The organism is Kitasatospora sp. NPDC114501 (assembly GCF_055633695.1).
Genome location: NZ_JBVKDS010000008.1, coordinates 145226 through 167458, shown reverse-complemented (window position 1 = coordinate 167458; position 22233 = coordinate 145226). Strand labels below are relative to the sequence as shown.

General features: G+C 74.6%; 18 protein-coding genes and 1 tRNA gene. 11 read left to right on the top strand and 8 right to left on the bottom strand.

Annotated elements, in window-relative coordinates; genetic code table 11:
• The first annotated feature begins 5 nt into the window (after positions 1 to 5).
• Positions 6 to 1472 (top strand): dihydrolipoamide acetyltransferase family protein, encoded by a 1467-nt coding sequence (locus ACZ7RU_RS16865; protein ID WP_470341708.1) that lies wholly within the window; start codon positions 6 to 8, stop codon positions 1470 to 1472.
• Between the two features lie 83 nt (positions 1473 to 1555).
• Here ACZ7RU_RS16865 and ACZ7RU_RS16860 read toward each other — a convergent pair whose 3' ends face one another.
• On the bottom strand, positions 1556 to 2518 hold the full coding sequence (locus tag ACZ7RU_RS16860; RefSeq protein ID WP_470341707.1) for an LAETG motif-containing sortase-dependent surface protein: 963 nt from the start codon (positions 2516 to 2518) through the stop codon (positions 1556 to 1558).
• A gap of 210 nt (positions 2519 to 2728) precedes the next feature.
• Between ACZ7RU_RS16860 and ACZ7RU_RS16855 the strand changes: the two genes are divergently transcribed.
• From ACZ7RU_RS16855 to ACZ7RU_RS16845, 3 genes are all read left to right on the top strand, one after another.
• On the top strand, positions 2729 to 3952 hold the full coding sequence (locus ACZ7RU_RS16855) for a benzoate/H(+) symporter BenE family transporter (RefSeq protein WP_470341706.1): 1224 nt from the start codon (positions 2729 to 2731) through the stop codon (positions 3950 to 3952).
• Between the two features lie 192 nt (positions 3953 to 4144).
• Positions 4145 to 5350 carry a M64 family metallopeptidase gene (locus tag ACZ7RU_RS16850; protein WP_470341705.1) on the top strand — a complete coding sequence of 402 codons (1206 nt, stop codon included), beginning with the start codon at positions 4145 to 4147 and terminating at the stop codon, positions 5348 to 5350.
• 65 nt (positions 5351 to 5415) lie between these two features.
• Positions 5416 to 6801 carry an MFS transporter gene (locus ACZ7RU_RS16845; RefSeq protein WP_470341704.1) on the top strand — a complete coding sequence of 462 codons (1386 nt, stop codon included), beginning with the start codon at positions 5416 to 5418 and terminating at the stop codon, positions 6799 to 6801.
• Between the two features lie 43 nt (positions 6802 to 6844).
• On the opposite strand, the gene ACZ7RU_RS16840 is transcribed toward ACZ7RU_RS16845, so the two are convergent.
• Positions 6845 to 7666, bottom strand: coding sequence for a maleylpyruvate isomerase family mycothiol-dependent enzyme (locus ACZ7RU_RS16840; protein WP_470341703.1), 822 nt, complete (start codon positions 7664 to 7666; stop codon positions 6845 to 6847).
• A gap of 172 nt (positions 7667 to 7838) precedes the next feature.
• Between ACZ7RU_RS16840 and ACZ7RU_RS16835 the strand changes: the two genes are divergently transcribed.
• The 3 genes from ACZ7RU_RS16835 (at position 7839) to ACZ7RU_RS16825 (ending at position 10573) form a co-directional block, all read left to right on the top strand.
• Positions 7839 to 8636 carry a carbon-nitrogen family hydrolase gene (locus tag ACZ7RU_RS16835; protein ID WP_470341702.1) on the top strand — a complete coding sequence of 266 codons (798 nt, stop codon included), beginning with the start codon at positions 7839 to 7841 and terminating at the stop codon, positions 8634 to 8636.
• 148 nt (positions 8637 to 8784) lie between these two features.
• On the top strand, positions 8785 to 9810 hold the full coding sequence (locus tag ACZ7RU_RS16830; protein WP_470341701.1) for a GntR family transcriptional regulator: 1026 nt from the start codon (positions 8785 to 8787) through the stop codon (positions 9808 to 9810).
• A gap of 115 nt (positions 9811 to 9925) precedes the next feature.
• Entirely contained in the window at positions 9926 to 10573 is a 648-nt protein-coding gene (locus ACZ7RU_RS16825) for a hypothetical protein (protein ID WP_470341700.1), read from the top strand.
• Between the two features lie 60 nt (positions 10574 to 10633).
• Here ACZ7RU_RS16825 and ACZ7RU_RS16820 read toward each other — a convergent pair whose 3' ends face one another.
• The gene (locus ACZ7RU_RS16820; protein ID WP_470341699.1) at positions 10634 to 11419 is read right to left on the bottom strand and encodes an SLATT domain-containing protein; all 786 of its coding nucleotides are present in this window, start codon (positions 11417 to 11419) and stop codon (positions 10634 to 10636) included.
• 366 nt (positions 11420 to 11785) lie between these two features.
• On the opposite strand from ACZ7RU_RS16820, the gene purD reads away from it, so the two are divergent.
• The 4 genes from purD to ACZ7RU_RS16800 all read left to right on the top strand — a co-directional run bounded on the left by purD (position 11786) and on the right by ACZ7RU_RS16800 (position 18084).
• The gene (gene purD, locus ACZ7RU_RS16815) at positions 11786 to 13033 is read left to right on the top strand and encodes a phosphoribosylamine--glycine ligase (protein WP_470341698.1); all 1248 of its coding nucleotides are present in this window, start codon (positions 11786 to 11788) and stop codon (positions 13031 to 13033) included.
• 682 nt (positions 13034 to 13715) lie between these two features.
• Positions 13716 to 15308, top strand: coding sequence for a hypothetical protein (locus ACZ7RU_RS16810; protein ID WP_470341697.1), 1593 nt, complete (start codon positions 13716 to 13718; stop codon positions 15306 to 15308).
• 228 nt (positions 15309 to 15536) lie between these two features.
• The gene (locus ACZ7RU_RS16805) at positions 15537 to 17078 is read left to right on the top strand and encodes a N,N-dimethylformamidase beta subunit family domain-containing protein (RefSeq protein ID WP_470341696.1); all 1542 of its coding nucleotides are present in this window, start codon (positions 15537 to 15539) and stop codon (positions 17076 to 17078) included.
• Between the two features lie 106 nt (positions 17079 to 17184).
• The gene (locus ACZ7RU_RS16800; protein ID WP_470341695.1) at positions 17185 to 18084 is read left to right on the top strand and encodes a phosphoribosylaminoimidazolesuccinocarboxamide synthase; all 900 of its coding nucleotides are present in this window, start codon (positions 17185 to 17187) and stop codon (positions 18082 to 18084) included.
• Between the two features lie 29 nt (positions 18085 to 18113).
• Here ACZ7RU_RS16800 and ACZ7RU_RS16795 read toward each other — a convergent pair whose 3' ends face one another.
• The 5 genes from ACZ7RU_RS16795 to ACZ7RU_RS16775 form a co-directional block, all read right to left on the bottom strand.
• Entirely contained in the window at positions 18114 to 18737 is a 624-nt protein-coding gene (locus ACZ7RU_RS16795; RefSeq protein WP_470341694.1) for a response regulator, read from the bottom strand.
• 17 nt (positions 18738 to 18754) lie between these two features.
• Complete coding sequence (locus ACZ7RU_RS16790) at positions 18755 to 19984, bottom strand: sensor histidine kinase (protein ID WP_470341693.1); 1230 nt, start codon at positions 19982 to 19984, stop codon at positions 18755 to 18757.
• Positions 19985 to 20096: 112 nt separating this feature from the next.
• Positions 20097 to 20930, bottom strand: a complete 834-nt coding sequence (locus tag ACZ7RU_RS16785; protein WP_470341692.1) for an ABC transporter permease — start codon at positions 20928 to 20930, stop codon at positions 20097 to 20099.
• Complete coding sequence (locus tag ACZ7RU_RS16780; RefSeq protein ID WP_470341691.1) at positions 20927 to 21934, bottom strand: ABC transporter ATP-binding protein; 1008 nt, start codon at positions 21932 to 21934, stop codon at positions 20927 to 20929. The genes ACZ7RU_RS16785 and ACZ7RU_RS16780 overlap by 4 nt, the downstream gene beginning before the upstream one ends.
• 221 nt (positions 21935 to 22155) lie before the next feature.
• A tRNA-Gly gene (locus ACZ7RU_RS16775) sits at positions 22156 to 22228 on the bottom strand.
• Between the last annotated feature and the right edge of the window lie 5 nt (positions 22229 to 22233).

The following is a 22233-nucleotide window of genomic DNA, read 5'->3' as shown; positions in this document are numbered from 1 at the left end:
CGAAGATGACCACCGAAGTTCGCTCGCTCCGCGAGTTCAAGATGCCCGATGTGGGCGAGGGCCTCACCGAGGCCGAGATCCTCAGCTGGTACGTCAAGCCCGGTGACACCGTCACCGACGGGCAGGTCGTCTGCGAGGTGGAGACCGCCAAGGCGGCCGTGGAGCTGCCCATCCCGTACAACGGGGTGGTCGAGCAGCTGCACTTCCCCGAGGGCTCGACGGTCGACGTCGGCACCGTGATCATCTCGGTCGCGGTCGCCGGGGAGGCGGGGGCCGCGGCTCCGGCCGCCCCCGTCGCCGCGCCGGCCCAGGCTCCGGCCCCGGCGCCCGCCGAGGAGGCCGAGCCCGAGCGGCGCGAGGTGCTGGTCGGGTACGGCCCGCGCACCGGCGCCGCCCAGCGCCGGGCGCGGCGGACGACCACGACCAAGGTCGCCGCCACCGGACCGGCTCCCGTCGCCGCTCCGGCCCCGGTGGCCGCACCGGCGCCCGTGGCTCCCTCGGCTCCCGTGCCGGTGGCCGAAGTACCCGGCGGGGAACGGCCGTTGGCCAAGCCGCCGGTGCGCAAGCTGGCCAAGGATCTCGGCGTCGACCTGCGCGCGGTCACCGCGACCGGGCGGGACGGCGTGATCACCCGCGACGACGTGCACGCCCACGCCGCCGCCCAGGCCGCTCCGGCGGTCGTCCCGGCCGCCCAGGCCGCTCCGGCGGTCGCGGTGGCCGAGACCGTCGTGGCCGAGCCGGCCGCGCCGCAGGGGCCGCTGCCCACCGCGGGCGACGTCCGGGTGCCGATCAAGGGCGTCCGCAAGGCGACCGCGCAGGCGATGGTGGCCTCGGCCTTCACCGCCCCGCACGTCACCGAGTTCGTGCAGGTCGACGTGACCCGCACGATGAAGTTCGTCCGCCGGCTCAAGGAGAGCGGCGAGCTGGGCCGGGACGTCCGGGTCAGCCCGCTGCTGATCGTCGCCAAGGCACTGCTCACCGCGATCAAGCGGCACCCCGGGATCAACGCGCAGTGGGACGAGGCGGCCCAGGAGATCGTCCTCAAGGGCCAGGTGAACCTCGGCATCGCCGCGGCCACCCCGCGCGGCCTGATCGTCCCGAACATCAAGGACGCCGGGTCCAAGACCCTCGCCGGGTTGGCCACTTCGCTCGGCGAGCTGGTCGAGACCGCCCGCCAGGGCAAGACCTCGCCGGCCGACATGCAGGGCGGGACGGTCACCATCACCAACGTCGGCGTCTTCGGCGTCGACACCGGCACCCCGATCCTCAACCCGGGCGAGGCCGCCATCCTGGCCTTCGGCGCGGTCCGGGAACTGCCGTGGGTGCACAAGGGCAAGGTCGTCCCGCGGCAGGTGACCACGCTCGCGCTCTCCTTCGACCACCGCCTGGTGGACGGGGAGTTGGGCTCCAAGGTGCTGGCCGACGTGGCCGGCCTGCTGGAGCGCCCGAAGCGCCTGATCACCTGGGGCTGACGGCCCGACAGCATGACGAAGGGGCCCTCCTCCGCACCGCCGTGCGGAGGAGGGCCCCTTCGTCGTGACCGCCCGATCGGCTGCTACCGCTGGGGCCGCAGCCGACGGACGGCGACCAGGACGCCCGCGCCGAGGGCGAGCAGGAGGGCGGAGCCGGCGGCGAGCAGGGTGTCGGCGGAGGAGGAACCGGTCCGGGCCAGCTCGGGGGTGCCGGCCGGTGCGGTGGTGGACGGGGCCGACGCCTTCGGGGCCCCGGTGGCCGGGGCGGCCTCCTGGCTCCGGTCGGCCGCGGGTTCGGCGGCCCCGGCGGCCTTGGCGGGCGCCTCCTTGGCGGGTGCCGCCTTGCTCGGGGCGGGCTGGGGCTTGGCCGGGGCGGGCTTGGCCGGAGTCGACGGCTTGGCGGTGGTGGTGGCGGTGCTGTCCTGGGGGTGGGTCACCTTGACCGGCTGGAAGCCCGAGTCGCCGGGCCCCTGGGAGCCGGCCATCTCCGTCGAGGCCAGCAGGTTGACCGTGGTCACCTCGGCCGGGGTGCCGGGCGCCAGCGAGTACCGGAACGTGAAGGTCATCGAGCTGTGCGCGGCCATCCGCTGGCGCTGCGAGCCGGTGACGTCGACGACGCGGGTGCAGCCCTCGCTCAGCTGGAGGTTCTTCCAGGCACCGGTGCGGTCCTGGAACTGCACCCTGACGTCCTTGCCGCGGGCCGCGGCGCCCGGGCCCGGGGTGACGAGGCCGAGGAACGGCTCCATGCCGTGGGCGTCCTCGTCGGCCCTGTTGGTGACCTTGAGGGAGACCTCGTTCCAGCTGCCGTCCGCGACCACCGAGGACCTGGCCGAGACGATGGCGGTGTCGGGCGAGAGGCCGGACACGCCGGCCGGGGCCCGGTACGCGCCGGTGACCCGGTAGTCGCCGCAGGCCCAGGCGGCGTCGGTGGCGAGGAACTGGACGCCGCCGGCGAGGACCACTGTGGCGGCGACGGTGGCGATGCGGCGGCGGCCGGAGAGCGCGCGGTCGTTCTTCGCGAAACGGGTGATAACGGACGTACGCATGACGTGACTCCCCAGGGTCATGTGACTGACGGTGTGGTGGTGAAGACGACCGGCCTGCTCCGCTCCTCCTGAGCGGAAGCGCCCCCCGGCTCCGCCGGTCTCGCTCTCCGTGCCTTCATACCTATGGACGTGCATCCCCGTCCGGGGTTGCAGGTGGGTCCGGAATTTTTTTCGGGCGCTTCCGAAGGGCCGCTTCGGGATACTGCCGGGATGACCGATGAGCTGACGACCAGACCGGAAACGACGTCGACCGGGAGCGGGGAACGTCGGTCGCTGCGTCGGGACGCGTCGGGGCCGGCGCTGCTGGCGGGGCTGGTGTGCGTCGCGGTGTCCTTCTCGGGGCCGCTGGTGGTGGTGCTCGCGGCGGCCGCCGCCGGGCGGCTGGACACCGCGCACACCGCGTCCTGGATCTGGGCGGTGGCGATCGGCAGCGGGGTGAGCGGCTTCGCGCTGAGCTGGTGGACCCGGACGCCGGTGATCACCGCCTGGTCCACCCCGGGCGCCGCGCTGCTGGTGACCAGCCTGGGCGACTACCCGTACCGGGAGGCGGTCGGGGCGTTCCTGGTGAGCGCGGCGGTGGTGGCGCTGTTCGGGGTGACCGGCTGGTTCGGCCGGCTGATCGCGGCGGTGCCGGTGGGGATCGTGAACGCGATGCTCGCGGGCATCCTGTTCTCCTTCGGCGCCGGGATCTTCGGCGCCGTGCACGGCGCGCCGGTGCTGGTGGTGGGCAGCTTCGCGGCCTTCCTGCTGGCCAGGCGCTTCGCGCCGCGGTACGCCGTGCCGGTCGCGCTGCTGGTCGGCGGGGTCTTGGCGGCGCTGACCGTCGGACTGCCGCTGCACCTGGGCTCGGGCGGACCGACCGTGCCGGTGCTGACGGTGCCGGCGTTCTCCGGTGCGGCCCTGGTGGGGCTGACGCTGCCGCTCACGATCGTCGCGCTGGCCTCGCAGAACGCGCCGGGCCTCGGGGTGATGCGGGCCTTCGGCTACCGGGCGGACGACCGGCTGCTGATCGGCTCGACCGGCGTGGTATCGATGCTGATGGCGCCGTTCGGCTCGCCCGGGGTGAACCTGGCGGCGATCACGGCGGCGATCTGCTCGGGCCCGGAGGCTCATCCGGACCCGCGCCGCCGGTACGTCGCGGGGATGTCCTCGGGCGTGCTGTACGTGCTGGTGGGCAGCTTCGGCGGGGTGCTGGTGAGCCTGTTCACCGGGCTGCCGAAGGAGCTGATCGCGGTGATCGCCGGGGTCGCCCTGCTGGCCTCGCTGCAGGGCAGCCTGGCGGCGGCGGTCGCGGAGGAGCGCGGACGGGACGCGGCGGTGGTGACCTTCCTGGCGAGCGCCTCGGGGATGAGCCTGTTCGGGATCGGCTCGGCCTTCTGGGGGCTGCTGTTCGGGCTCGGCACCCACCTGGTGCTGGGCTTCCGGCGGGGCTGAACGGGAAGGTGGTTGGGATGACACGTATGGCAGGGCGGATGTGGATCGTTCGGCCAGGTCGGTGACTTTTTCGCAGCCGGATAGGCGCGCTCCGCCCGTTCGGGTACGTCTCCGCTCCACCACCCGGGCGACGCCGGGTGACCGGAGCCCGGAGGACGCACCCGTATGCCGCCTGGCAACCCTGGCCGTCTCGTGCGGAGTCTGGCCGCACTCGTGCTGGTGTCCGCCGCCGCCCTCCCGGCCGCCCTGGAGCTGGCCGGCCCCTCGCCGTTCGGCGTGATCGGGCCGGGGGCCCCGGCCGACCGCGCGGTGCCGCCGCACACGGCCCTCCGCGCCGACCAGCGGATATCCGAGGTCGCCCCGACCGTCGACATACGCCGCACCGGCGAACCGGCCAACCGGATCACCCTGGTGCTGCTCGGCGACGGCTACACGGCCGGCGAGCAGGACCTCTTCCGGCAGCAGGCCGACCGGGCCTGGCACGCCCTGATGGACATCGAGCCCTTCCGCACCTACCAGGGCTTCTTCAACATCAGGCGGGTGGAGGTGGTCTCCCCGGTCTCCGGGATCGCCGAGTCCGAGAAACACGGCCGCCGGACCGCCACCCCGCTCGGCATGCACTTCTGGTGCGAGGGCACCGCCCGGCTGCTCTGCGCCGACGAGGCCGCCACCGCCCGGTACGCGGGCGACGGCGCCGGGCCGCAGTACCTGATAGCGCTGGCCAACTCCACCGAGTACGGCGGCGCCGGCGGCACCGGGGTGACCACCCTGGCGGGCGGCAACCCGGACGCCGGGCGGATCATCCAGCACGAGATCGGGCACACCGTGGGGGACCTCGGCGACGAGTACGACAGCGCCCCCGACGACGCCGACTACCCGAACCTCGCCACCCTCAACGCCGACGAGATGCGCAGGAAGCAGCTCAAGTGGTGGCGCTGGCTGGGCGCCGAGTCCCCGGACGGGGCCGGAGTGATCGGGGCGTACCGCAGCGCCAACGGCCTCTACCGGCCCACCCCGGACTCGGTGATGCGCACCCTGGGCAGCGCGTACAACCTCCCCTCGCGGGAGGCGATCATCGAGGAGCTGTACCGCAAGGTCCGGCCGACCGACGCCCCGGTGCCGGCTCCCGGCGAGGTGGCCGGGCGGCCGCGGCTCGACGTCCGGCCGCTGCCGCTGACCGGCCCGCGGCAGCTGAAGGTGGAGTGGAAGGTGGACGGCGTCCCGGTGACGCCGCAGTCCCCCGACGGCTCCTGGCTGGACACCGCCGGGCTGGAGCTGGCGCCGGGCCGGGCGGCCACCGTGACGGCGACCGTCCGGGACACCACCGACTGGGTGCGGGACGAGGCCTTCCGGGACCGCTACATGACCCGTTCGGTGTCCTGGACGCTGACCGGCTGAGGCCCGCGATCGGACGCCCCCCGGCTCCGGGTGTCCGATCATGGGATGACTAATCTGGTCGGACTATGACCGTGGAGCCCGCTCGTCCAGCCCCGTCCCCGTCCGTGCCCGCTCCCCGGTCCACCGCCGAACCCCCGGCCGCACCCGTATCCGCGCCCATCCCCGTATCCGCGTCCGCGCGCACGGCCGCCGCGCCGCCCGGTGGCCGTGCGGCCTGGCTGGCCTGGTCCATCGGGGTCGGCGTCTACGTCCTGGCCGTCATCCACCGCACCAGCCTCGGCGTGGCCGGACTGGACGCCGCCGACCGCTTCGGCATCGGCGCCTCGGCGCTCTCCACCTTCTCGATCCTCCAGGTGCTGGTCTACGCGGCCATGCAGATCCCGGTCGGCCTGCTGGTCGACCGGTTCGGGCCGCGCCGGGTGCTGCTGCTCGGCATCGCGCTGCTGAGCACCGGTCAGCTGGCCTTCGCGTTCAGCGCCGACTTCGGCCCCGCGCTGGCCTCCCGCGCGGTGCTCGGCTGCGGTGACGCGATGACCTTCATCAGCGTGCTGCGGGTCGCCGCCCGGTGGTTCCCGGCGGCCCGCAACCCGTTCGTGGCCCAGCTGACCGGCCTGGTCGGGATGGGCGGCAACCTGGTCACCACCGTGGTGCTCGCCCGGGCGCTGCACAGCGAGGGCTGGACGCCCACCTTCAGCGCGATCGCGCTGCTGGGCGCGGGGGTGTTCGTGCCGGTCGCGTTCCTGCTCCGGGACACCCCGCCGCACCAGGGGGCCGGCGCCCGGCCCGAGCCGGTCGGGGCGCGGCCGAAGGTCGGCCGACAGGTCCTCTCCTGCTGGCGGGAGCCGGGCACCCGGCTCGGGCTCTGGATCCACTTCACCACCCAGTTCCCCGGCAACGCCTTCGGCCTGCTCTGGGGGCTGCCCTACCTGGTGCAGGCGCAGGGCATGTCCCGGGCCGGGGCCGGCGGGCTGCTGACCCTGCTGGTGCTCAGCAACATGGCCTTCGGCTTCGTCTTCGGCCGGCTGCTCTCCGCCACGGCCCGGGCCCGGATGCCGATCGTGCTGACCGTCGTCGTCACCACCGCGCTCGGCTGGGCGCTGGTGCTGGCCTGGCCCGGTGGCCACCCGCCGACCTGGCTGCTGGTCGGGATCATCCTGGTGATGGGCAGCAACGGCCCGGCCTCGCTGGTCGGCCTCGACTACGCGCGCGCCCGCAACCCCGTGGAACGGCTCGGCACCGCCTCCGGGATCGTCAACATGGGCGGCTTCATCGGCACGATGATCACCCTGTTCGGCATCGGCGTGCTGCTGGACCTGCTCTCCCCGGACGGCTCCGGGCCGTACTCGGCCGCCGCCTTCCGCTGGGCGTTCTGCTGGCAGTACGTCCCGCTGGCGGTGGGCACGGCGATGATCCTGCGGCTGCGCCGGAAGGTCGCGGCGCAGTCGGGCTGAGCCCCGGACCCCGTGCGGGGCCCGGGGCGGCGGGCGCCGGTCGTCAGATGGTCACCGAGAAGTTGGCCAGCACCCGCTCGGCCAGCTCCCGGTCGCCCTCGACGGAGACCGGGCCGGGCCGGCCGCGCCCGCAGGCCAGCCGCAGGTAGGTCTCCCAGCCCATGGTGAGCTGGACGTCGGGGGCCAGGCTGATCGACTCGTCCACGGTGCAGTGGCCCGCGGCGTCCACCCGGACGGTGCGCAGGAACTCCACCGGGCCGGTGACGTCCAGCACCAGGGCCGTTCCGGCCGGGGCCCCGGCCTTGTTGGCGACGGCCTTGGGCAGCAGCTCCAGCAGCAGGTCCCGGGTGATCAGGGCGGCCGGGGCGTCCAGGTTGCCCGGGGTGTCCAGGGCCCGGCGCAGGTCCTGCTCGTGCACCCAGACGTCGAAGGCCCGCATCCGCAGCAGCTCGTGGTACGGGACGTCCCTGGCCAGCGGTCCGGCCGGCCAGCGCACCGGCTCCTCGGGCGTCTGCTTGGCGTTCCGCAGCGCCCGGGAGCGGCGGATGATCGTGTACTCCAGCTCGCTGGTCATCTCCAGCGCGGTGTGGCAGCGGCGCTTGTCGACCGGGAGTTCGACGTAACGGGCGAACTCGGTGGTGACGTGACGGAGGTCACGCGGCAGCGAGTGGATCGGGCGGGGGTCGCCGAGCAGGTCGGACTCGACCGCGATCACGTGGGACACGACGTCCCGGACGGACCAGCCGGGGCACTCGGTGGCCCGGTTCCAGGAGTCCTCGGGGAGGGGGGCGACCAGCTCCGATATGGACTCGATGGTCTGGGTCCACGCCTCGGTGTAAGCCTGCACGGTCTGGTTGTCCGTCACGGGAATCTCCGGCCCTCCGTCAGCTTCCTTGCCTCTGCGCCCCGCCGTCACGGCCGACCGGGATGGTCCGGCTTCCGGGCGCACACGCTAACCGCACGTTACGCTGCCGGGAGACAGCTGGGCAGCGCTTTCGGGTGACGATCGTAGGTCTCTTGCCGTGGACGGTGGTACTGTGCGCGCTTCATTGATCCAACTCGCGGTCTCCGACGCGGAGCCGCCCGCCGAGCGGAGGGCTCGGGCGGCGGCCCTGGTGCGGGCGCAGCAGGGTGCCGACCTGGTGGTGCTCCCGGAGCTGTGGCCGCTCGGCGGCTTCGCCCACGACCTCTGGTCGGACGGCGCGGAGACGCTGGACGGGCCCACCTCCGACGTGATGTCGGCCGCCGCCCGGGCCGCCGGGGTCTGGCTGCACGCCGGTTCGATCGTCGAACGCGATCCGGACGGGCCGATCTACAACACCTCGCTGCTGTTCTCCCCGGACGGCGAGCTGGTGCACACGTACCGCAAGATCCACCGCTTCGGGTTCGACAGCGGTGAGGCGGTGGTGATGGGGGCCGGTCAGGAGATCGTCACCGCGCCCGTCGACTTCGCCACGCTGGGCCTGGCCACCTGCTACGACCTGCGCTTCCCGGAGCTGTTCCGGGCGCTGCTGGACGCCGGCGCGCAGCTGCTGGTGGTCCCGGCGGCCTGGCCGGCCCGTCGGCGCGAGCACTGGACGCTGCTGGCCCGGGCCCGGGCGGTGGAGGAGCAGGCCTTCGTGCTGGCCTGCAACACCGCCGGGACGCACGCCGGGGTCGAGCAGGCCGGGCACAGCATCGTGGTGGACCCGTGGGGCCGGGTGCTGGCCGAGGCGGGGCCGGACGAGGAGGTCCTGACGGTCGAGTTCGACCCGGCCGAGGTGGCCAAGGCGCGGGAGGAGTTCCCGGTGCTGCGGGACCGCCTGCTGGGGATCCCGGCGCCGGTCCAGCGCTGAGCCGGGGCGGGACCGGGGCGCGGGGACGGCGTTTCGGAGGGTTGGTTCGTACCTGGGTCGGTCGGGTTTGAGAAGATGAGCACTCGTCGTGTTCCCCACCGGCCCGGACGAGGGCCGGCACGGTAGGCCGCCCGAGGAGGTCGCGCCCATGCCTGGCGACGGCGCAGGCGACACCCCCCGCCCCGTCATCCACCGCAACAGCCTGCGCGAGCAGATCGCCGGAGCGCTGCGCGAGGAGATGATGGCCGGCCGACTCGCGGCCGGCCGCAACTTCACCGTCAAGGAGATCGCCGAGCTGTACGGCGTCTCCGCGACCCCGGCCCGCGAGGCCCTGGTCGACCTCGGTGCGCAGGGCCTGCTGCGGGCCGAGCACCACCGCGGCTTCACCGTGCCCGAGCTGGGGTGGGACGACTTCCTGGAGATCTTCGAGTCCCGGGTGCTGATCACCGACAGCTTCCACCGCCAGTTCGCCGCCCGCCGGGCGCTGCCCGACCTCAGCCGGCTGCCCTCGCTGCACCGCCGGGCGGACGCGGCGGTGCGGGCCGCCCGGGCCGGGAACCTGGACGTGATGGTGGGCTGCGACCGCCGGTTCTGGCAGGAGGTCGGCGGGCTGCTCGGCAACCGCCGGATCGCCGACTACCTGGACTGGCTGAGGGTGCAGTCCTGGATGTTCGCCGCGCGCTACCTGCGGGAACTGCCCACGCTGGGCGGGATCTGCTGGGAGCGCCACCCGGACCTGGTCGAGGCGATCGAGGCCCGCGACTCGGTCGGCGCGCACCGGATCATCTGCGAGTACAACCTGTACACCGTCCGGCTGCTGGCCGGGCTGGCCGGGCAGCCGCTGGAGTCGGTGACCGTCCTGGGGCTGCTCACCGGGTTCGTCGGCGACGAGCTGCCGCCGGTGCCGGTCGAACCGCCGCCGCCGGCGCCGGCCGTCGAGCCCGTCGCGAGTCCCGGTGCGGGTCCCGTCGCGGGGCCCGGCGCCGCCCGCGCCGAGCGGAGCCGCCGCGGCGACGAGGTGGGCCGCGAACTCGGCCGTGAGCTGGGCCTGGGCCTCGGCCTGGTGCCCCAGCCGCGCACGCTGCCGTACGGCCGGTTCGGCCGACGGCTGACCGAACCGGCCCCGGAGGCCGGGCGGGGACGGCCCGACCCGCACGCCGCGCCGGGCCGGTAGGGTGGGCGGGCGTCGGACCGGGCGCCCCGCCGAAGGGCCGTCCGGGTACCGACCCAGCCCCGTCGTCGCCCCGTCTCCGCGGGCGATCCCCGCCTCCGGAGAGGAACTGCCGGCCATGGCCTGCGACCTCTGGCTCGTCCCGCTGGTGGACGTGCTGAGCCACAGCACCGACAACCCCTTCCGGGAAGACCTCGCGCTCTACAACTCGGTGCTGGCCTCGCGCGGGCTGCCCGAGGTGCCGGTCTACCGGTTCGTGCCGGGCGTCAGCGGCGCGGTCGAGCCGATAGCCGCCTTCGACTACGACTCGCTGCACTTCCTGCGCCGCGCCTACCTGTTGGGCCTCACCGGGCTGGACATCACCCCGGTCGACGCGCTCGGCGGCGACTACGAGCAGCTGCTGGAGATGTTCGAGAGCAGCGCCGAACAGTCGCACCTGGTCTGGCACTTCGACCACGCCGGCGCGTACGTGCCGGTCGAGTTCGCGGCACCGCTGGTGGACGACACGCTGCTGGCCTCCGGCGGCCCGCTCGGCTCCAGCCACGGGCTGCTGCGCGAACTCCAGGCCGTCGCACCGGCACTGGGCATCGACCCGCTCAACCCGCCGGACCCGACCAGGCCGCTCGGCCCGACCGGTCTGGAGCAGCCGTTCGGGCCGCCGATCGACGACGTCCACCCGTTCGCCCGGGAGCGGCACGCCTGGTCGGGCCTGTACGCGGCGGCGACCAGGAGCGTCACCCAGGGTTCGATGATCGTCTTCGCCTGAGCCCGTAGTCCGGGCCCACGCTCCCGTCCGGGCCCCGAGCCTCGCGCCCGGGTCCCGGTGCTACCGCAGCGGCCCCTCCGGCGGCCGCTGGCGCGGCATGGTGGGCCGGGTGCCCGGCGGCGGCAGTACCCGCACCTGGGCACCCACCCCGGGCTCGCTGCGCCCGCCCCAGGCCCCGCCGGACTGGGTCGGCAGCTGGGTCATCGAGGCGCGGAACTCCAGCATCCACTCCGAGGTCTCGGAGCGGACCATGTCCGAGACGTCCTCGCAGAACCGGCGCAGCACACCCAGGCAGCGCTCGGCGGCCTCGCCCGCGGTGCCCTCGGTCGGGCCGAGCACCTCGCGCACGCACTCCGACGCCCAGTCGAACTGGAAGGCCTCCAGGCGGCGTTGCAGCGCCTGCCCGGTGGAGATGTCCCGCATCCAGCCGGAGGTGAGGCCGAAGACCCGGTCGGCCGCCAGACAGGCGGCGGAGAGCGCGAAGCCGACGTAGCCCCAACCGGTGCCGTACGCGAAGGCGCCGGCCAGGCCGACCAGCGGGGCGACCACCCCGCCCACCGCGAAGCCGGCCGCGCCGAACCGCAGCAGGCGCGCCCAGCGGCGCTTCCAGATCCGGTCCCGGCGGTACCACTCGATCGCCTCGACCGCCCGCTCCTCGGACCAGCGGTAGAGCTCCTCCAGCCGTTCGGCGGGCTCGCCCCAGTCCCCGAGGGGGAACTGGCGGGTGCTCAGATCGGCTCGGTGGCGGGTGGAGGCCCGTCGGACGACGGCGGCGACGGGCTGGTCCTCCTCACCGATCTCCTTGCCCCAGGCACTCTCCTCGGGCTGCATTTCCGGCTGGCTCACCTGTGGGGCTCCCTGTGGCGGGCGGACTGCTGGTCTGTCGGCGCAACGGCTGACGTGGTGTCCGCCGATGGTTCTCCAACAGCACTTCTTACCGCCAAATGGCTGACCGTGGGGCCGCTTCTCCGCTGATCGTTACCGGTTTCGGCCAACGGAACCCGAGGTGGGCGGGTTGCGGGAGGCGCCGAGATTTCACCCGTCCGAGCGAGGGCCCGGTGACCCGACGTCGTGACCCGACCACCCACCGCCGAACCGGCCCCGCCCGGATTGGAGGATCCTCCGACGCGCTCGCCGTACCGAGTGCCTCTCCTGGAGGATCGGACGGGACCGGAGAGCGGCCGGAACCGGCCACCGACTACGCTGCCAGGCGTGAAGGTCCTCGTCATCGGCGGCGGCGCCCGCGAACACGCCCTGTGCCGCTCTCTGTCCCAAGATCCCGCAGTGACCGAACTGCACTGCGCCCCGGGCAACGCCGGGATCGCGCAGGTCGCGACGGTCCACCCGGTCGACCAGCTGGACGGTGCGCAGGTCGCCGCGCTGGCCGGCCGGCTCGGCGCCGCCCTGGTCGTGGTCGGCCCGGAGGCCCCGCTGGTCGCCGGCGTCGCGGACGCCGTGCGCGCGGCCGGCGTCCCGGTGTTCGGCCCGTCCGCGGCGGCCGCCCAGTTGGAGGGTTCGAAGGCGTTCGCCAAGGACGTGATGGCCGCGGCCGGCGTCCCCACCGCCCGCTCCTACGTCTGCACCACCGCCGCCGAGGCCGCCGAGGCGCTGGACGCCTTCGGTGCCCCGTACGTGGTCAAGGACGACGGCCTGGCCGCCGGCAAGGGCGTCGTGGTCACCTCCGACCGCGAGGCCGCGCTGGCGCACGCCGCCGCCTGCGAGCGCGTGGTCATCGAGGAGTACCTGGACGGTCCCGAGGTCTCGCTGTTCGCGATCACCGACGGCACCACCGTCGTCCCGCTCCAGCCCGCCCAGGACTTCAAGCGCGCGCTGGACGGCGACGAGGGCCCCAACACCGGCGGCATGGGTGCCTACTCGCCGCTGCCGTGGGCGCCCGCCGGGCTGGTCGAGGAGGTCCTGGAGACCGTCCTCCAGCCGACCGTGGACGAGCTGCGCCGCCGGGGCACCGAGTTCTCCGGCCTGCTGTACGCGGGCCTGGCGCTCACCTCGCGCGGCACCCGGGTGATCGAGTTCAACGCCCGCTTCGGCGACCCGGAGACCCAGGTCGTGCTGGCCCGGCTGCGCACCCCGCTGGCGGGCGTGCTGCTGGCCTCCGCCAACGGCACCCTGGACCAGCTGGAGCCGCTGCGCTGGGACGAGGGCGCGGCCGTCACCGTGGTCGTCGCCTCCGAGGGCTACCCGGCCGACCCGCGCACCGGCGACCCGATCGAGGGCCTGGCCGAGGCAGAGGCGGACGGCACCGCGTTCGTGCTGCACGCCGGGACGAGGGCGGACGAGGACGGCCGGGTGCTCAGTGCCGGCGGCCGCGTCCTGTCGGTCACCGCGACCGGTACCGACCTGGCCGAGGCGCGCGAGCGCGCGTACGCCGCGGTGGACCGGATCTCCCTCAAGGGCGGCCAGCACCGCACCGACATCGCGCTGAAGGCGGCCACCGCCTGAGGCGTCCGCGTCCGCGCTGCCCGCGGCCCCCGTGCGAACCGCTCGCACGGGGGCCGCGGTGCGTGGTGCCCCCGGAGCGCGGGGCGGGGGCGGTCGCAGCGGTCGCAGCGGGGACGGGCGGGTCTCGGCGGGATGAGCGGGCATCGAACGCCCGGGCCCACCGGTCAACCCCATGGGCGCAGCGTCCCGGGCGTTTCGGGACCGGAGCGCCTGCGGGGGCGGACGTACCGTTCGGCCGACGGATTCCAGCCCATCGGGTGACAGCGTCCGCATCCGGCTGACGCAACCGGCCGTGCGGCCTTATGGTGCGCTGGATCGCGGTGCGCGGGGTCCGTGCGCCGGGGTCGCCGCCGGGTAGCGGTGCTCCCACGGGGGGATGCTGGACGGCGTCCGGCCGGGTGGTCGTCCGGGTGCTTCGCACCGGACCGGCCGTCGGCGTCCGGGCGGTGTCACCGGAACGACCGCGTCACCGGAACGTCCGGGCGGTGTCACCGGGACGAGTGGAAACCGGGGAGATCCGGAACGCCCACCCGGACCGGGGCGTCGAAAATGTCAGTAGCGCCACGCAGCATGCACTACCGGGGATCGGACGCCTCCGCTTCCCGGTCGGAACTGATCGTTTCGAGTCGGCTCAGGGCCCGAAGCCGGGCGCCCGAGGGCTCCGAAGGGGGTGCCGCACCGTATGGCCGCAGTCGACATCGCGCGCGCTCACGCCCAGGCGGTCCTGCGGGTCCGAGGCCTCGCCCGGGCCGCCGCCGCCCTGCCCGCCGCCGTCGCGGTGGTCCTGCTCGCGGGCCGGTTCACCGGCCGGATCGGCGCGCCCGGGGCCGCCGACGCGGCGGGCTGGGACGCCGCCCGCTGGGTGGTCTGCGCGGTCGCCGCGCTGACCCTGGCGGTGGCCGTCCTGACCGCCCGGGCCGTGCGCCGGGCCGTCCCGCCGCGCACCCCGGCCGTCCCGCTGGACCGCGCCGAGGCCCCCGAGCTGTACCGGCTGATCGACGAGCTGGCGGACCGGCTGGACGTACCCGCGCCCTCCGCCGTCGCCCTCACCCCGGACTGCGACAGCTGGCTGGAGGACGCCCCGTCGACCGGACGGACGGCCCGGCCGGACCGGCAGCGGCCGGCCGCCGGGGCACCCGGCCCCGTCCTGGTGATCGGCTCGCCCTTCCTGTGGTGGATGCGGGCCGGGGAGCTGCGCGCCCTGCTCGCCCCGGTGGTGGCCGGCACCGCCGCCTCCGCCGACCCGGAGATCGCCGCCGCCCGGCGCTTCCTGCGCGGCCTGGACGCCTGCCTGGACTCCGGCGGCGGCACGGCCCCCGGCCTCGGCGGCGGCACCCTGGCCGCCCCGCCCCGGCCGCCCCGGCGCGGTCCGGCCGCGCTCGCCGACCGGATCGTCCGCAGGATCGTGCGCCGGCTGCTCGGCGCCTGCCGGGGCCACTCCGCCGAGCTGGAGCGCTCGGTCGCGGGCTGGGCCTCCGAACACGCCAGGACGGTCGACTACGGCCTGCGGATCGCCGCCCAGGAACAGGTCGGTCTCGCCTACGCCGGCTGGGACCGGCTGCTCACCCGGGTCGCGCTGCCCGCCTGGCGGCTCGGCCGCCACCCGGCCCACCTCAACGCCGGCGTGGTCTCCGCGCTCACCGAGCTGTCCCGGCGCGACCGGCTGGCCGACGGCTACGGCAGCCGGCTCGGCGACCGCCCCGCCTGCGACCTGCTGGAGGAGCCCGGCGCCGTCGACCGGGCGGTCTCCCGGCTCGCCGCCGAACTCTTCTTCGGCCGCCCGGCGGCCGGCACCTGGCACGAGCTGGAGTGGGCCGACTACCCGGCCGAGGTGGTGGACGCCGGCTGGCGGGCGGGCGCCACCACCCTGCAGACCGCGCTGGACCGGCTCGCCCCGCAGTCCCGTCCCGGCGCCCCGACCCTCACCCGGCTGCTGGGCCGGCTCGCCGAGAACGACGGCGAGCTGCTGGCCGCCGCGCTCGCCGCCCAGCTGGCCCGCACCACCGCCCCGGCCCCGCTGCTCGAACCCGACCGCAGCGGCCGCGACCTGCTGGTCGACCACGTCACCGCGATGGTCTGCTGTGCCGCCGTGGACACCGCGGGCGGCGCCCCCGGCCTGGACTGGCTGGACGGCCCGGTGCTGCTGCTCGGCGGGGTGCGCCGCACCGACCTGGCCGGCCCGGTCGCCGAGGCCGTCGAACAGGGCCAGGACGGTCCGCTGCGCGCCTGGCTGGACGCCGCCGACGTCCGCCTCGAGAAACCCGTCCGCCTCTGACGTCCCAGGCGTCCCGGAAGGGCGCTCGGCACCCCGTCGCGCGCCCCCAAAACGGCCGACTGCCAGGCGTCTTCGCAGGCCGGAGGCCCTGCCCGGGAGGCGCGCGAGATTCCCTGCACCAATTGCTACCGGAGGGTGACGTTGCGCCAGCACTCTGTGGTGTATTAGACCGCACGCACATCCGGGGGGCACGTGCCAACCGGGCGGAAGTGCACCTGGGAGGGGCGCGTGGGGACCGAACTCAACCGCCGCTGGGAGTCGGGGACGCACGCCTACAGCGTCTCCGACCCCTTCGGGCAGGGCCCGCTGCCCTGGCTCCGCAGCCCGGACCAGTACCTGGCCGGGGCGGAGGGCGCCGTGCCCTGGTACGTCTCGGTGGACGCGCCCGGCCAGCAGTCGCTGACGGCCGGAGTCCGCCGGAAGCCGTCCGTCGGCACCCCGCAGGGCGCCAACGACGTGGACCAGCAGATCAAGGGCTTCGCCTCGGCCGGGGTGGTCCGCCCCGGCGGCTCGGTGGACTTCCGGGTCACCGTCAACCCGCCCCGCGAGTTCACCGTGAACATCTTCCGGATCGGCCACTACGGCGGCGACGGCGCCCGCCACATGACCTCCAGCCCGCTGATCGCCGGCCTCGCCCAGCCCGCCCCGCTGGTGGTCGACCGGACGGTCTCCTGCCACCACTGGTGGCACTCCTGGCGGCAGCAGATCCCGGCGCACTGGAAGCCCGGCGCGTACGTCGCCGTGCTGACCACCGCCGACATGCTGCACCGCAGCCACATCCCGTTCACCGTCCGGGACTTCGAGGAGCAGGGGCGCACCGCCGAGCTGCTCCTGGTGCTGCCGGACGTGACCTGGCAGGCGTACAACCTGTTCCCCGAGGACGGCCGCACCGGCGCCAGCCTCTACCACGCCTGGGACGGCCGGGGCGGCCTGGTCGGCGAGCCGGAGGCGGCCGTCACCGTCTCCTTCGACCGCCCGCACGCCACCGCCGGACTGCCGCTGCACGTCGGCTACGCGTACGACTTCATCCGCTGGGCCGAGCGCTACGGCTACGACCTCTCCTACGCCACCGCCACCGACCTGCACGCCGGCCTGGTGGACGCCTCCCGGCACCGGGCGCTGGTCTTCCCCGGCCACGACGAGTACTGGTCCGAGCCGATGCGCCGGGCCGCCGAGCGGGCCCGCGACGACGGCACCTCGCTGGTGTTCCTCTCCGCCAACACCATGTACTGGCGGGTCGAGCTGACCGCCGCCGCCTCCGGCGAGCCCAACCGGCTGCTCAACTGCCGCAAGCGGCAGAAGGTCGGCCCCGGCAGCCCGGCCGCCGGGGTGCCCGGCGCGGCCAGCGCGCTGTGGCGGGACGCCGGGGAGCCCGAGCAGCACCTGCTCGGGGTGCAGTACTCGGGGCGGGTCGCCGCGCCCGTCCCGCTGGTCGCCCGGCACACCGCGCACTGGCTCTGGGACGGCACCGGCCTCCAGGAGGGCGACGAGCTTCCCGGGCTGGTCGCCGGCGAGGCGGACCGCTACTACCCCAAGGTGGCGCTGCCCGAGCACATCGAGCGGGTGCTGCTGGCGCACTCGCCCTACCAGGACCCGGCCGGCCGCACCCGCTACCAGGAGACCTCGCTGTACCGGGCGCCCAGCGGCGCGTACGTCTTCGCGGCCGGCACCTTCGCCTGGTCGCCCGCGCTGGGCCGCCCGGGCCTGACCGACGAGCGGATCCAGCGGGCCACCGCCAACCTGCTGGACCGGCTCTGCAAGAACCAGTGACGGACGGCCGGAGGAGCGGCGTTCGGCGGGCGTGAAAGACTGCGGGGGCAGTGACCTCCCCTTTCGCGGTGCCCCGCCCGTGAACGACCCCTGAGGACTGAACACCTTGAGCGGATTTGTCACCAAGCCCGAGCCGGTCCAGGTGCCCGGCCTGGTCCACCTGCACACCGGCAAGGTGCGCGACCTCTACCGCACCGAGTCGGGTGAGCTGGTCATGGTGGCCAGCGACCGGACGTCCGCCCACGACTGGGTGCTGCCGAACGAGATCCCCGACAAGGGCCGCGTCCTCACCCAGCTGTCGCTGTGGTGGTTCGAGCGGATCGCCGACATCGTGCCCAACCACGTGATCTCCACCGAGGTCCCGGCCGGCGCCCCGGCCGACTGGAAGGGCCGCACGCTGGTCTGCCGCAGCCTGGAGATGATCCCGGTCGAGGCGGTCGCCCGCGGCTACCTGGCCGGCTCCGGCCTGTCCGAGTACCAGGAGAGCCGTACGGTCTGCGGCATCGCGCTGCCCGAGGGCCTGGAGAACAGCTCCGAGCTGCCCGCCCCGATCTACACCCCGGCCCTCAAGGCCGAGGTCGGCGAGCACGACGAGAACGTCTCCTACGAGGAGACCGCCCGCCGGATCGGCGCCGAACTGGCCGCCCAGCTTCGGCAGACCACGCTGAACGTCTACGCCCGGGCCCGGGACATCGCCCGCGACCGCGGCATCATCCTGGCCGACACCAAGTTCGAGTTCGGCCTGCTGGACGGCGAACTGGTGATCGGCGACGAGGTGCTCACCCCGGACTCCTCCCGCTACTGGCCCGCCGACCAGTGGCAGCCGGGCCACTCGCAGCCGTCCTTCGACAAGCAGCTGATCCGCGACTGGCTGGTCTCCCCGGCCTCCGGCTGGGACCGCTACAGCGAGCAGCCGCCGCCGGCACTGCCGGCCGAGATCGTCGAGCGGACCCGGGCCAAGTACATCGAGGTCTACGAGCGGCTGACCGGGACGACCTGGGCCTGAGCCGCTTCGGAGCGCCCGCGGGTACGGCCTCAGATCCAGCCGTGCTCGCGGGCGATCCGCACCGCCGCGTGGCGGTTCTCCGCGCCCAGCTTGGTGGCCGCCGCGGACAGGTAGTTGCGCACGGTGCCCTGGGAGAGCGAGGCCCGTTCGGCGATCTCGGCGATCGAGGTGCCGTCGGCGGCCAGCTCCAGGACGTCCGTCTCGCGCGGGGTCAGCGGGGTCTCGCCGGCGCTGATCGCGTCCGCCGCCAGCTCCGGGTCCACGTACCGGCCGCCGGAGCGCACGGTGCGGATGATGCCGGCCAGGTCCGCCGCCGAGACGGTCTTCGGCAGGAAGCCGCGCACCCCGACCTCCAGCGCCCGCTTCAGGTAGCCGGGGCGGCCGTGGCCGGTGACGATCATGCAGCGGCAGTCCGGCAGCAGCAGCCGCAGCTGGGCGGCCACCTCGATGCCGTCCCGGCCCGGCATCTGGAGGTCCAGCACCGCGACGTCCGGGCGGTGCGCCTGCGCCATCGCCAGCGCCTCCGTGCCGGAGCCGGCCTGGGCGACCACCTCGATGTCGTCCTCCAGCGAGAGCAGCGCGGCCAGTGCGCCCCGGATCAGGTGCTCGTCGTCGGCGAGCAGGACGCGGACGGGCGCGGCGTTCTCGGTCATCGGGCGGTCCTTCTTCCTCAGCTGGCGAGCGGGACGGTGGCGAGCATCCGGAAGACGCCCGCCCCGGCGGAGGCCACGGTCAGTTCGCCGTCGTGGGCGGCGAGCCGCTCGCGCAGTCCGCGCAGCCCGGTGCCGCCGCCCTGGGACGGGAACGGGACCTCGGGCACCCCGTCATTCTCCAGTTCCAGCACGGCCCGTCCGTCCCCGGTCCGCAGCCGGATCAGGCAGCGGTCGGCCTCGCTGTGCCGCAGCACGTTGGTGGTGGCCTCGCGGATCACCCAGCCGAACACCGACTGGACCGCGGCCGGCAGCTCGTCGGCGTGCTCGCCGAGGTCGATCTCGCAGGCGACGTCGGCCGAGCGCAGCACCGCCCGGGCGCCGATCGCCTCGGCGTGCAGGTCGGCGGTGCGGTAGCCGCGGATGACGTCCCGGACCTCGCGCTGCGACTCCTGGGCGATCCGCTGCACCTCGGCCATCTGGTCGGCGGCCTCGGCGCGCCCCCGGCGGGCGAGCTGGACGGCGAGTTCGCTCTTCAGCGCGATGGTGGTGAGGTTGCGGCCCATCACGTCGTGCAGGTCCCGGGAGAAGCGCAGCCGCTCCTCGGCGACGGCCAGCCGGGACTGCGCCTCGCGGGCGGCGTCCAGCTCCCAGACGATCGAGGTCAGCCAGGCGAAGCTGCGGCAGCTGGAGCCGATGAAGGCCATGCCGACGGTCAGCCCGGTCAGGTAGCCGGTGGCGGTGCCGACGTCGATCCCGGCCAGCCCGGCGGCCGGCAGGACGGCCGCCAGCATGCCCAGGCCGGTGAGGACGGCGGGGCGCGGGGCGAGCCCGACGCACACCGGGCCGTAGGAGAACAGCAGCAGGCTGCTGACGACGAACAGGGTGAAGGGCAGCCTGCCCGGGGCCTCCGTGCCGCCGGTGGCGGGGCCGAACAGCAGGACGACCCAGGAGCCGGCCACCGCGAGGCCGACCGACAGGGCGAGCCAGAGCCGCTGGTCGTCGGCGCGGCCCAGGTAGTGGTCGAGCGTGGTGCGGTAGGCCCGCAGCAGCACCAGGGTGGCGGCGAGGCCGACCAGCACGGAGATCCGGACCGCCGGGAGGTTCCCGGCCTCGGTGACGACGCTGCCGGCGGAGATCAGCACACAGGGCAGCAGGAAGAGCGCCATCAGGTAGAGCGACCAGCGCAGGTACAGCTCGGTGCGCTGGGGCTTGCTCAGGCCCGCCCAGCTGCGAAGCGGCGACCGCATTCTCAATTCTTCCGCCCCAGTTCGATCACGATCTTGCCGGTGTCTTCATATCAGAGGCGCGGAAGGCGCCCATCCGTCGGATGAGCGCCTTCCGCGGGCACCGCCCTTCGGGTCAGCGGCGCGGCTCCCACCGGAAGTAGCGCATCGCGCCCCAGACCGCCAGGCCCAGCCAGATGGTCCCGGTGACCAGGTGCGAGCCGGCCGCGCCCCAGGAGCCGAGGAAGTCCGTCGCGGGGGCCGAGCCGTCGGTGCCGAACCAGCCGACCCGGATCAGCTGGAAGGCGGGGGTGGTCGGCAGCAGCCGGCAGACGTCCGCCACCTGGGAGGGCATGACCTCCAGCGGGACGAACAGGCCGGAGCCGAGCTGCATGACCAGCATGACCGGCAGGGTGGTGATGCCCGCGCTCTCCACGGTCCTGGTGAAGGCGCTGGACAGCGCGGCCAGGGCGATCATGGTGGCCAGCGCCAGCAGCAGGCCGACCAGCATCAGCAGCGGGTTGACCGGCACGGCCAGGTGCAGGCCGAGGCTGCCGCCGATCCCGATCAGGGCGGCCATCAGCAGGCCGAGGGCGAGCGAGGGGACGGCGGTGCCGAGCAGGATCTCGATGTCCCGGGCCTCGCCGGTGCGCAGCCGCTTGAGGACCAGCTCACCGCGCCGCCCGACGTACGCGGCGGTCAGGTTGTAGTACACGACGAAGGCCAGGATCATCCCGACCGAGCCGTAGACCAGCAGCGAGTCGACGTCCAGCCCGGGGTGGGACTCGGCCTGCGCCGACAGCGTGCCCCGCAGGGTGAAGACCAGCACCAGCGGCAGCACCAGGGCGGTGAACAGGGCCGTGCGGTTGCGCAGCAGCAGGGTGGCCTCGGCCCGGCCGAGGGCGAGCAGCCGGCGGACGGTGGTGCTCTGCGGACCGGCGGGGGCGGCGGTGGCGGTGGCGGTGGTCATCGGGCGGATCCGATCAGGCGGCGGCGGGCGGGGCGGGTGGCGGCGGGTGCCTGCGGGGGGTTCTGGTGGGCTGCCTCGGAGGCGATCGCGAGGAAGGCCTCCTCCAGCGAGGCGCTGCGGGCGTCCAGGGCGCCGAGCGCGATCCCGTGGTGCCGGGCCCAGCCGAGCAGGTCGGTGAGGGTGTCCTGGAGCCCGAGGGTCTGGACGGTGACCCGGCGGCCGTCGACGGCGACCTCGGCCCCGGCCAGGACGGGCAGCGCGGCCCCGCTGAACGCGGGCAGTTCGAAGGTGATCCGGGAGGGCCGGTCGGCGATCACCTCGGCGACGGTGCCGGTGGTGACGACCCGGCCGCCGTGCATGATGGCCAGCCGGTCGGCCAGCTCCTCCGCCTCCTCCAGGTAGTGCGTGGTGAGCAGCACCGTGGTGCCCTGGGCGCGCAGCTCGCGGACCAGCTGCCAGACGGCGGCGCGCGCCTCCGGGTCCAGGCCGGTGCTGGGCTCGTCCAGGAAGAGCACCTCGGGGCGGCCGAGCAGGGCCATCGCGAGGTCCAGCCGGCGCTTCTCGCCGCCGGACAGCTGCTTGACCCGGACCTTCGCGCGGTGGCCGAGGCCGACCAGCTCCAGCGCCTCCGCCACCGGGCGGGCGCCGCTGGTCATCCCGGCCCAGACGCGGCCGGTCTCGGCGGCGGTGAGCTCGCCGGGGAAGCCGCCCTCCTGGAGCATGACGCCGATCCGCGGCCGGACGGCGGCACGCTCCTTGAAGGGGTCCCGGCCGAGCACCCGGACGGTGCCGCCGGTGGGCGCGGCCAGGCCCTCGACGACCTCCATGGTGGAGGTCTTGCCGGCCCCGTTGGTGCCGAGCAGCGCGAACAGCTCGCCGCGGCGGACGGTCAGGTCGACGCCGCGCACGGCGTGGTACCCGGAGCTGCCGCCGCCGTAGTGGCGGTGCAGGTCGGTGACCTCGATCACGTCTTCGCTGGGGCGGGAGGGCCGGCTCGTTTCCATGCCCCCAGCCTTCCGCCGGCCGGGCCGGGCGGGCAGTGCGCGCCGTCATGACATCGCGGTGGGGATCCACGGCTCGGCGATGACAAATGTCATGGGCGATATCGCGGGCGCCCGGGGCGGCGTTCTCCGGGGGATGTTCCGGCGCGGGGCGGTGTTCCGGGGTGATGGCGGGGGAGGGAATGCCGAAGGGCCCCCTCGTTCGAGGGGGCCCTTCGGATCGGAGCGGACGACGAGATTCGAACTCGCGACCCTCACCTTGGCAAGGTGATGCTCTACCAACTGAGCCACGTCCGCAGGTC

Bases quoted from the DNA above. Each gene is read 5' to 3' on its own strand.
- ACZ7RU_RS16865 (WP_470341708.1), top strand. From the start codon at position 6: ATGACCACCGAAGTTCGCTCGCTCCGCGAGTTCAAGATGCCCGATGTG.
- ACZ7RU_RS16860 (WP_470341707.1), bottom strand. From the start codon at position 2,518: ATGCGTACGTCCGTTATCACCCGTTTCGCGAAGAACGACCGCGCGCTC.
- ACZ7RU_RS16855 (WP_470341706.1), top strand. From the start codon at position 2,729: ATGACCGATGAGCTGACGACCAGACCGGAAACGACGTCGACCGGGAGC.
- ACZ7RU_RS16845 (WP_470341704.1), top strand. From the start codon at position 5,416: ATGACCGTGGAGCCCGCTCGTCCAGCCCCGTCCCCGTCCGTGCCCGCT.
- ACZ7RU_RS16830 (WP_470341701.1), top strand. From the start codon at position 8,785: ATGCCTGGCGACGGCGCAGGCGACACCCCCCGCCCCGTCATCCACCGC.
- ACZ7RU_RS16825 (WP_470341700.1), top strand. From the start codon at position 9,926: ATGGCCTGCGACCTCTGGCTCGTCCCGCTGGTGGACGTGCTGAGCCAC.
- ACZ7RU_RS16810 (WP_470341697.1), top strand. From the start codon at position 13,716: ATGGCCGCAGTCGACATCGCGCGCGCTCACGCCCAGGCGGTCCTGCGG.
- ACZ7RU_RS16795 (WP_470341694.1), bottom strand. From the start codon at position 18,737: ATGACCGAGAACGCCGCGCCCGTCCGCGTCCTGCTCGCCGACGACGAG.
- ACZ7RU_RS16790 (WP_470341693.1), bottom strand. From the start codon at position 19,984: ATGCGGTCGCCGCTTCGCAGCTGGGCGGGCCTGAGCAAGCCCCAGCGC.
- ACZ7RU_RS16785 (WP_470341692.1), bottom strand. From the start codon at position 20,930: ATGACCACCGCCACCGCCACCGCCGCCCCCGCCGGTCCGCAGAGCACC.
- ACZ7RU_RS16780 (WP_470341691.1), bottom strand. From the start codon at position 21,934: ATGGAAACGAGCCGGCCCTCCCGCCCCAGCGAAGACGTGATCGAGGTC.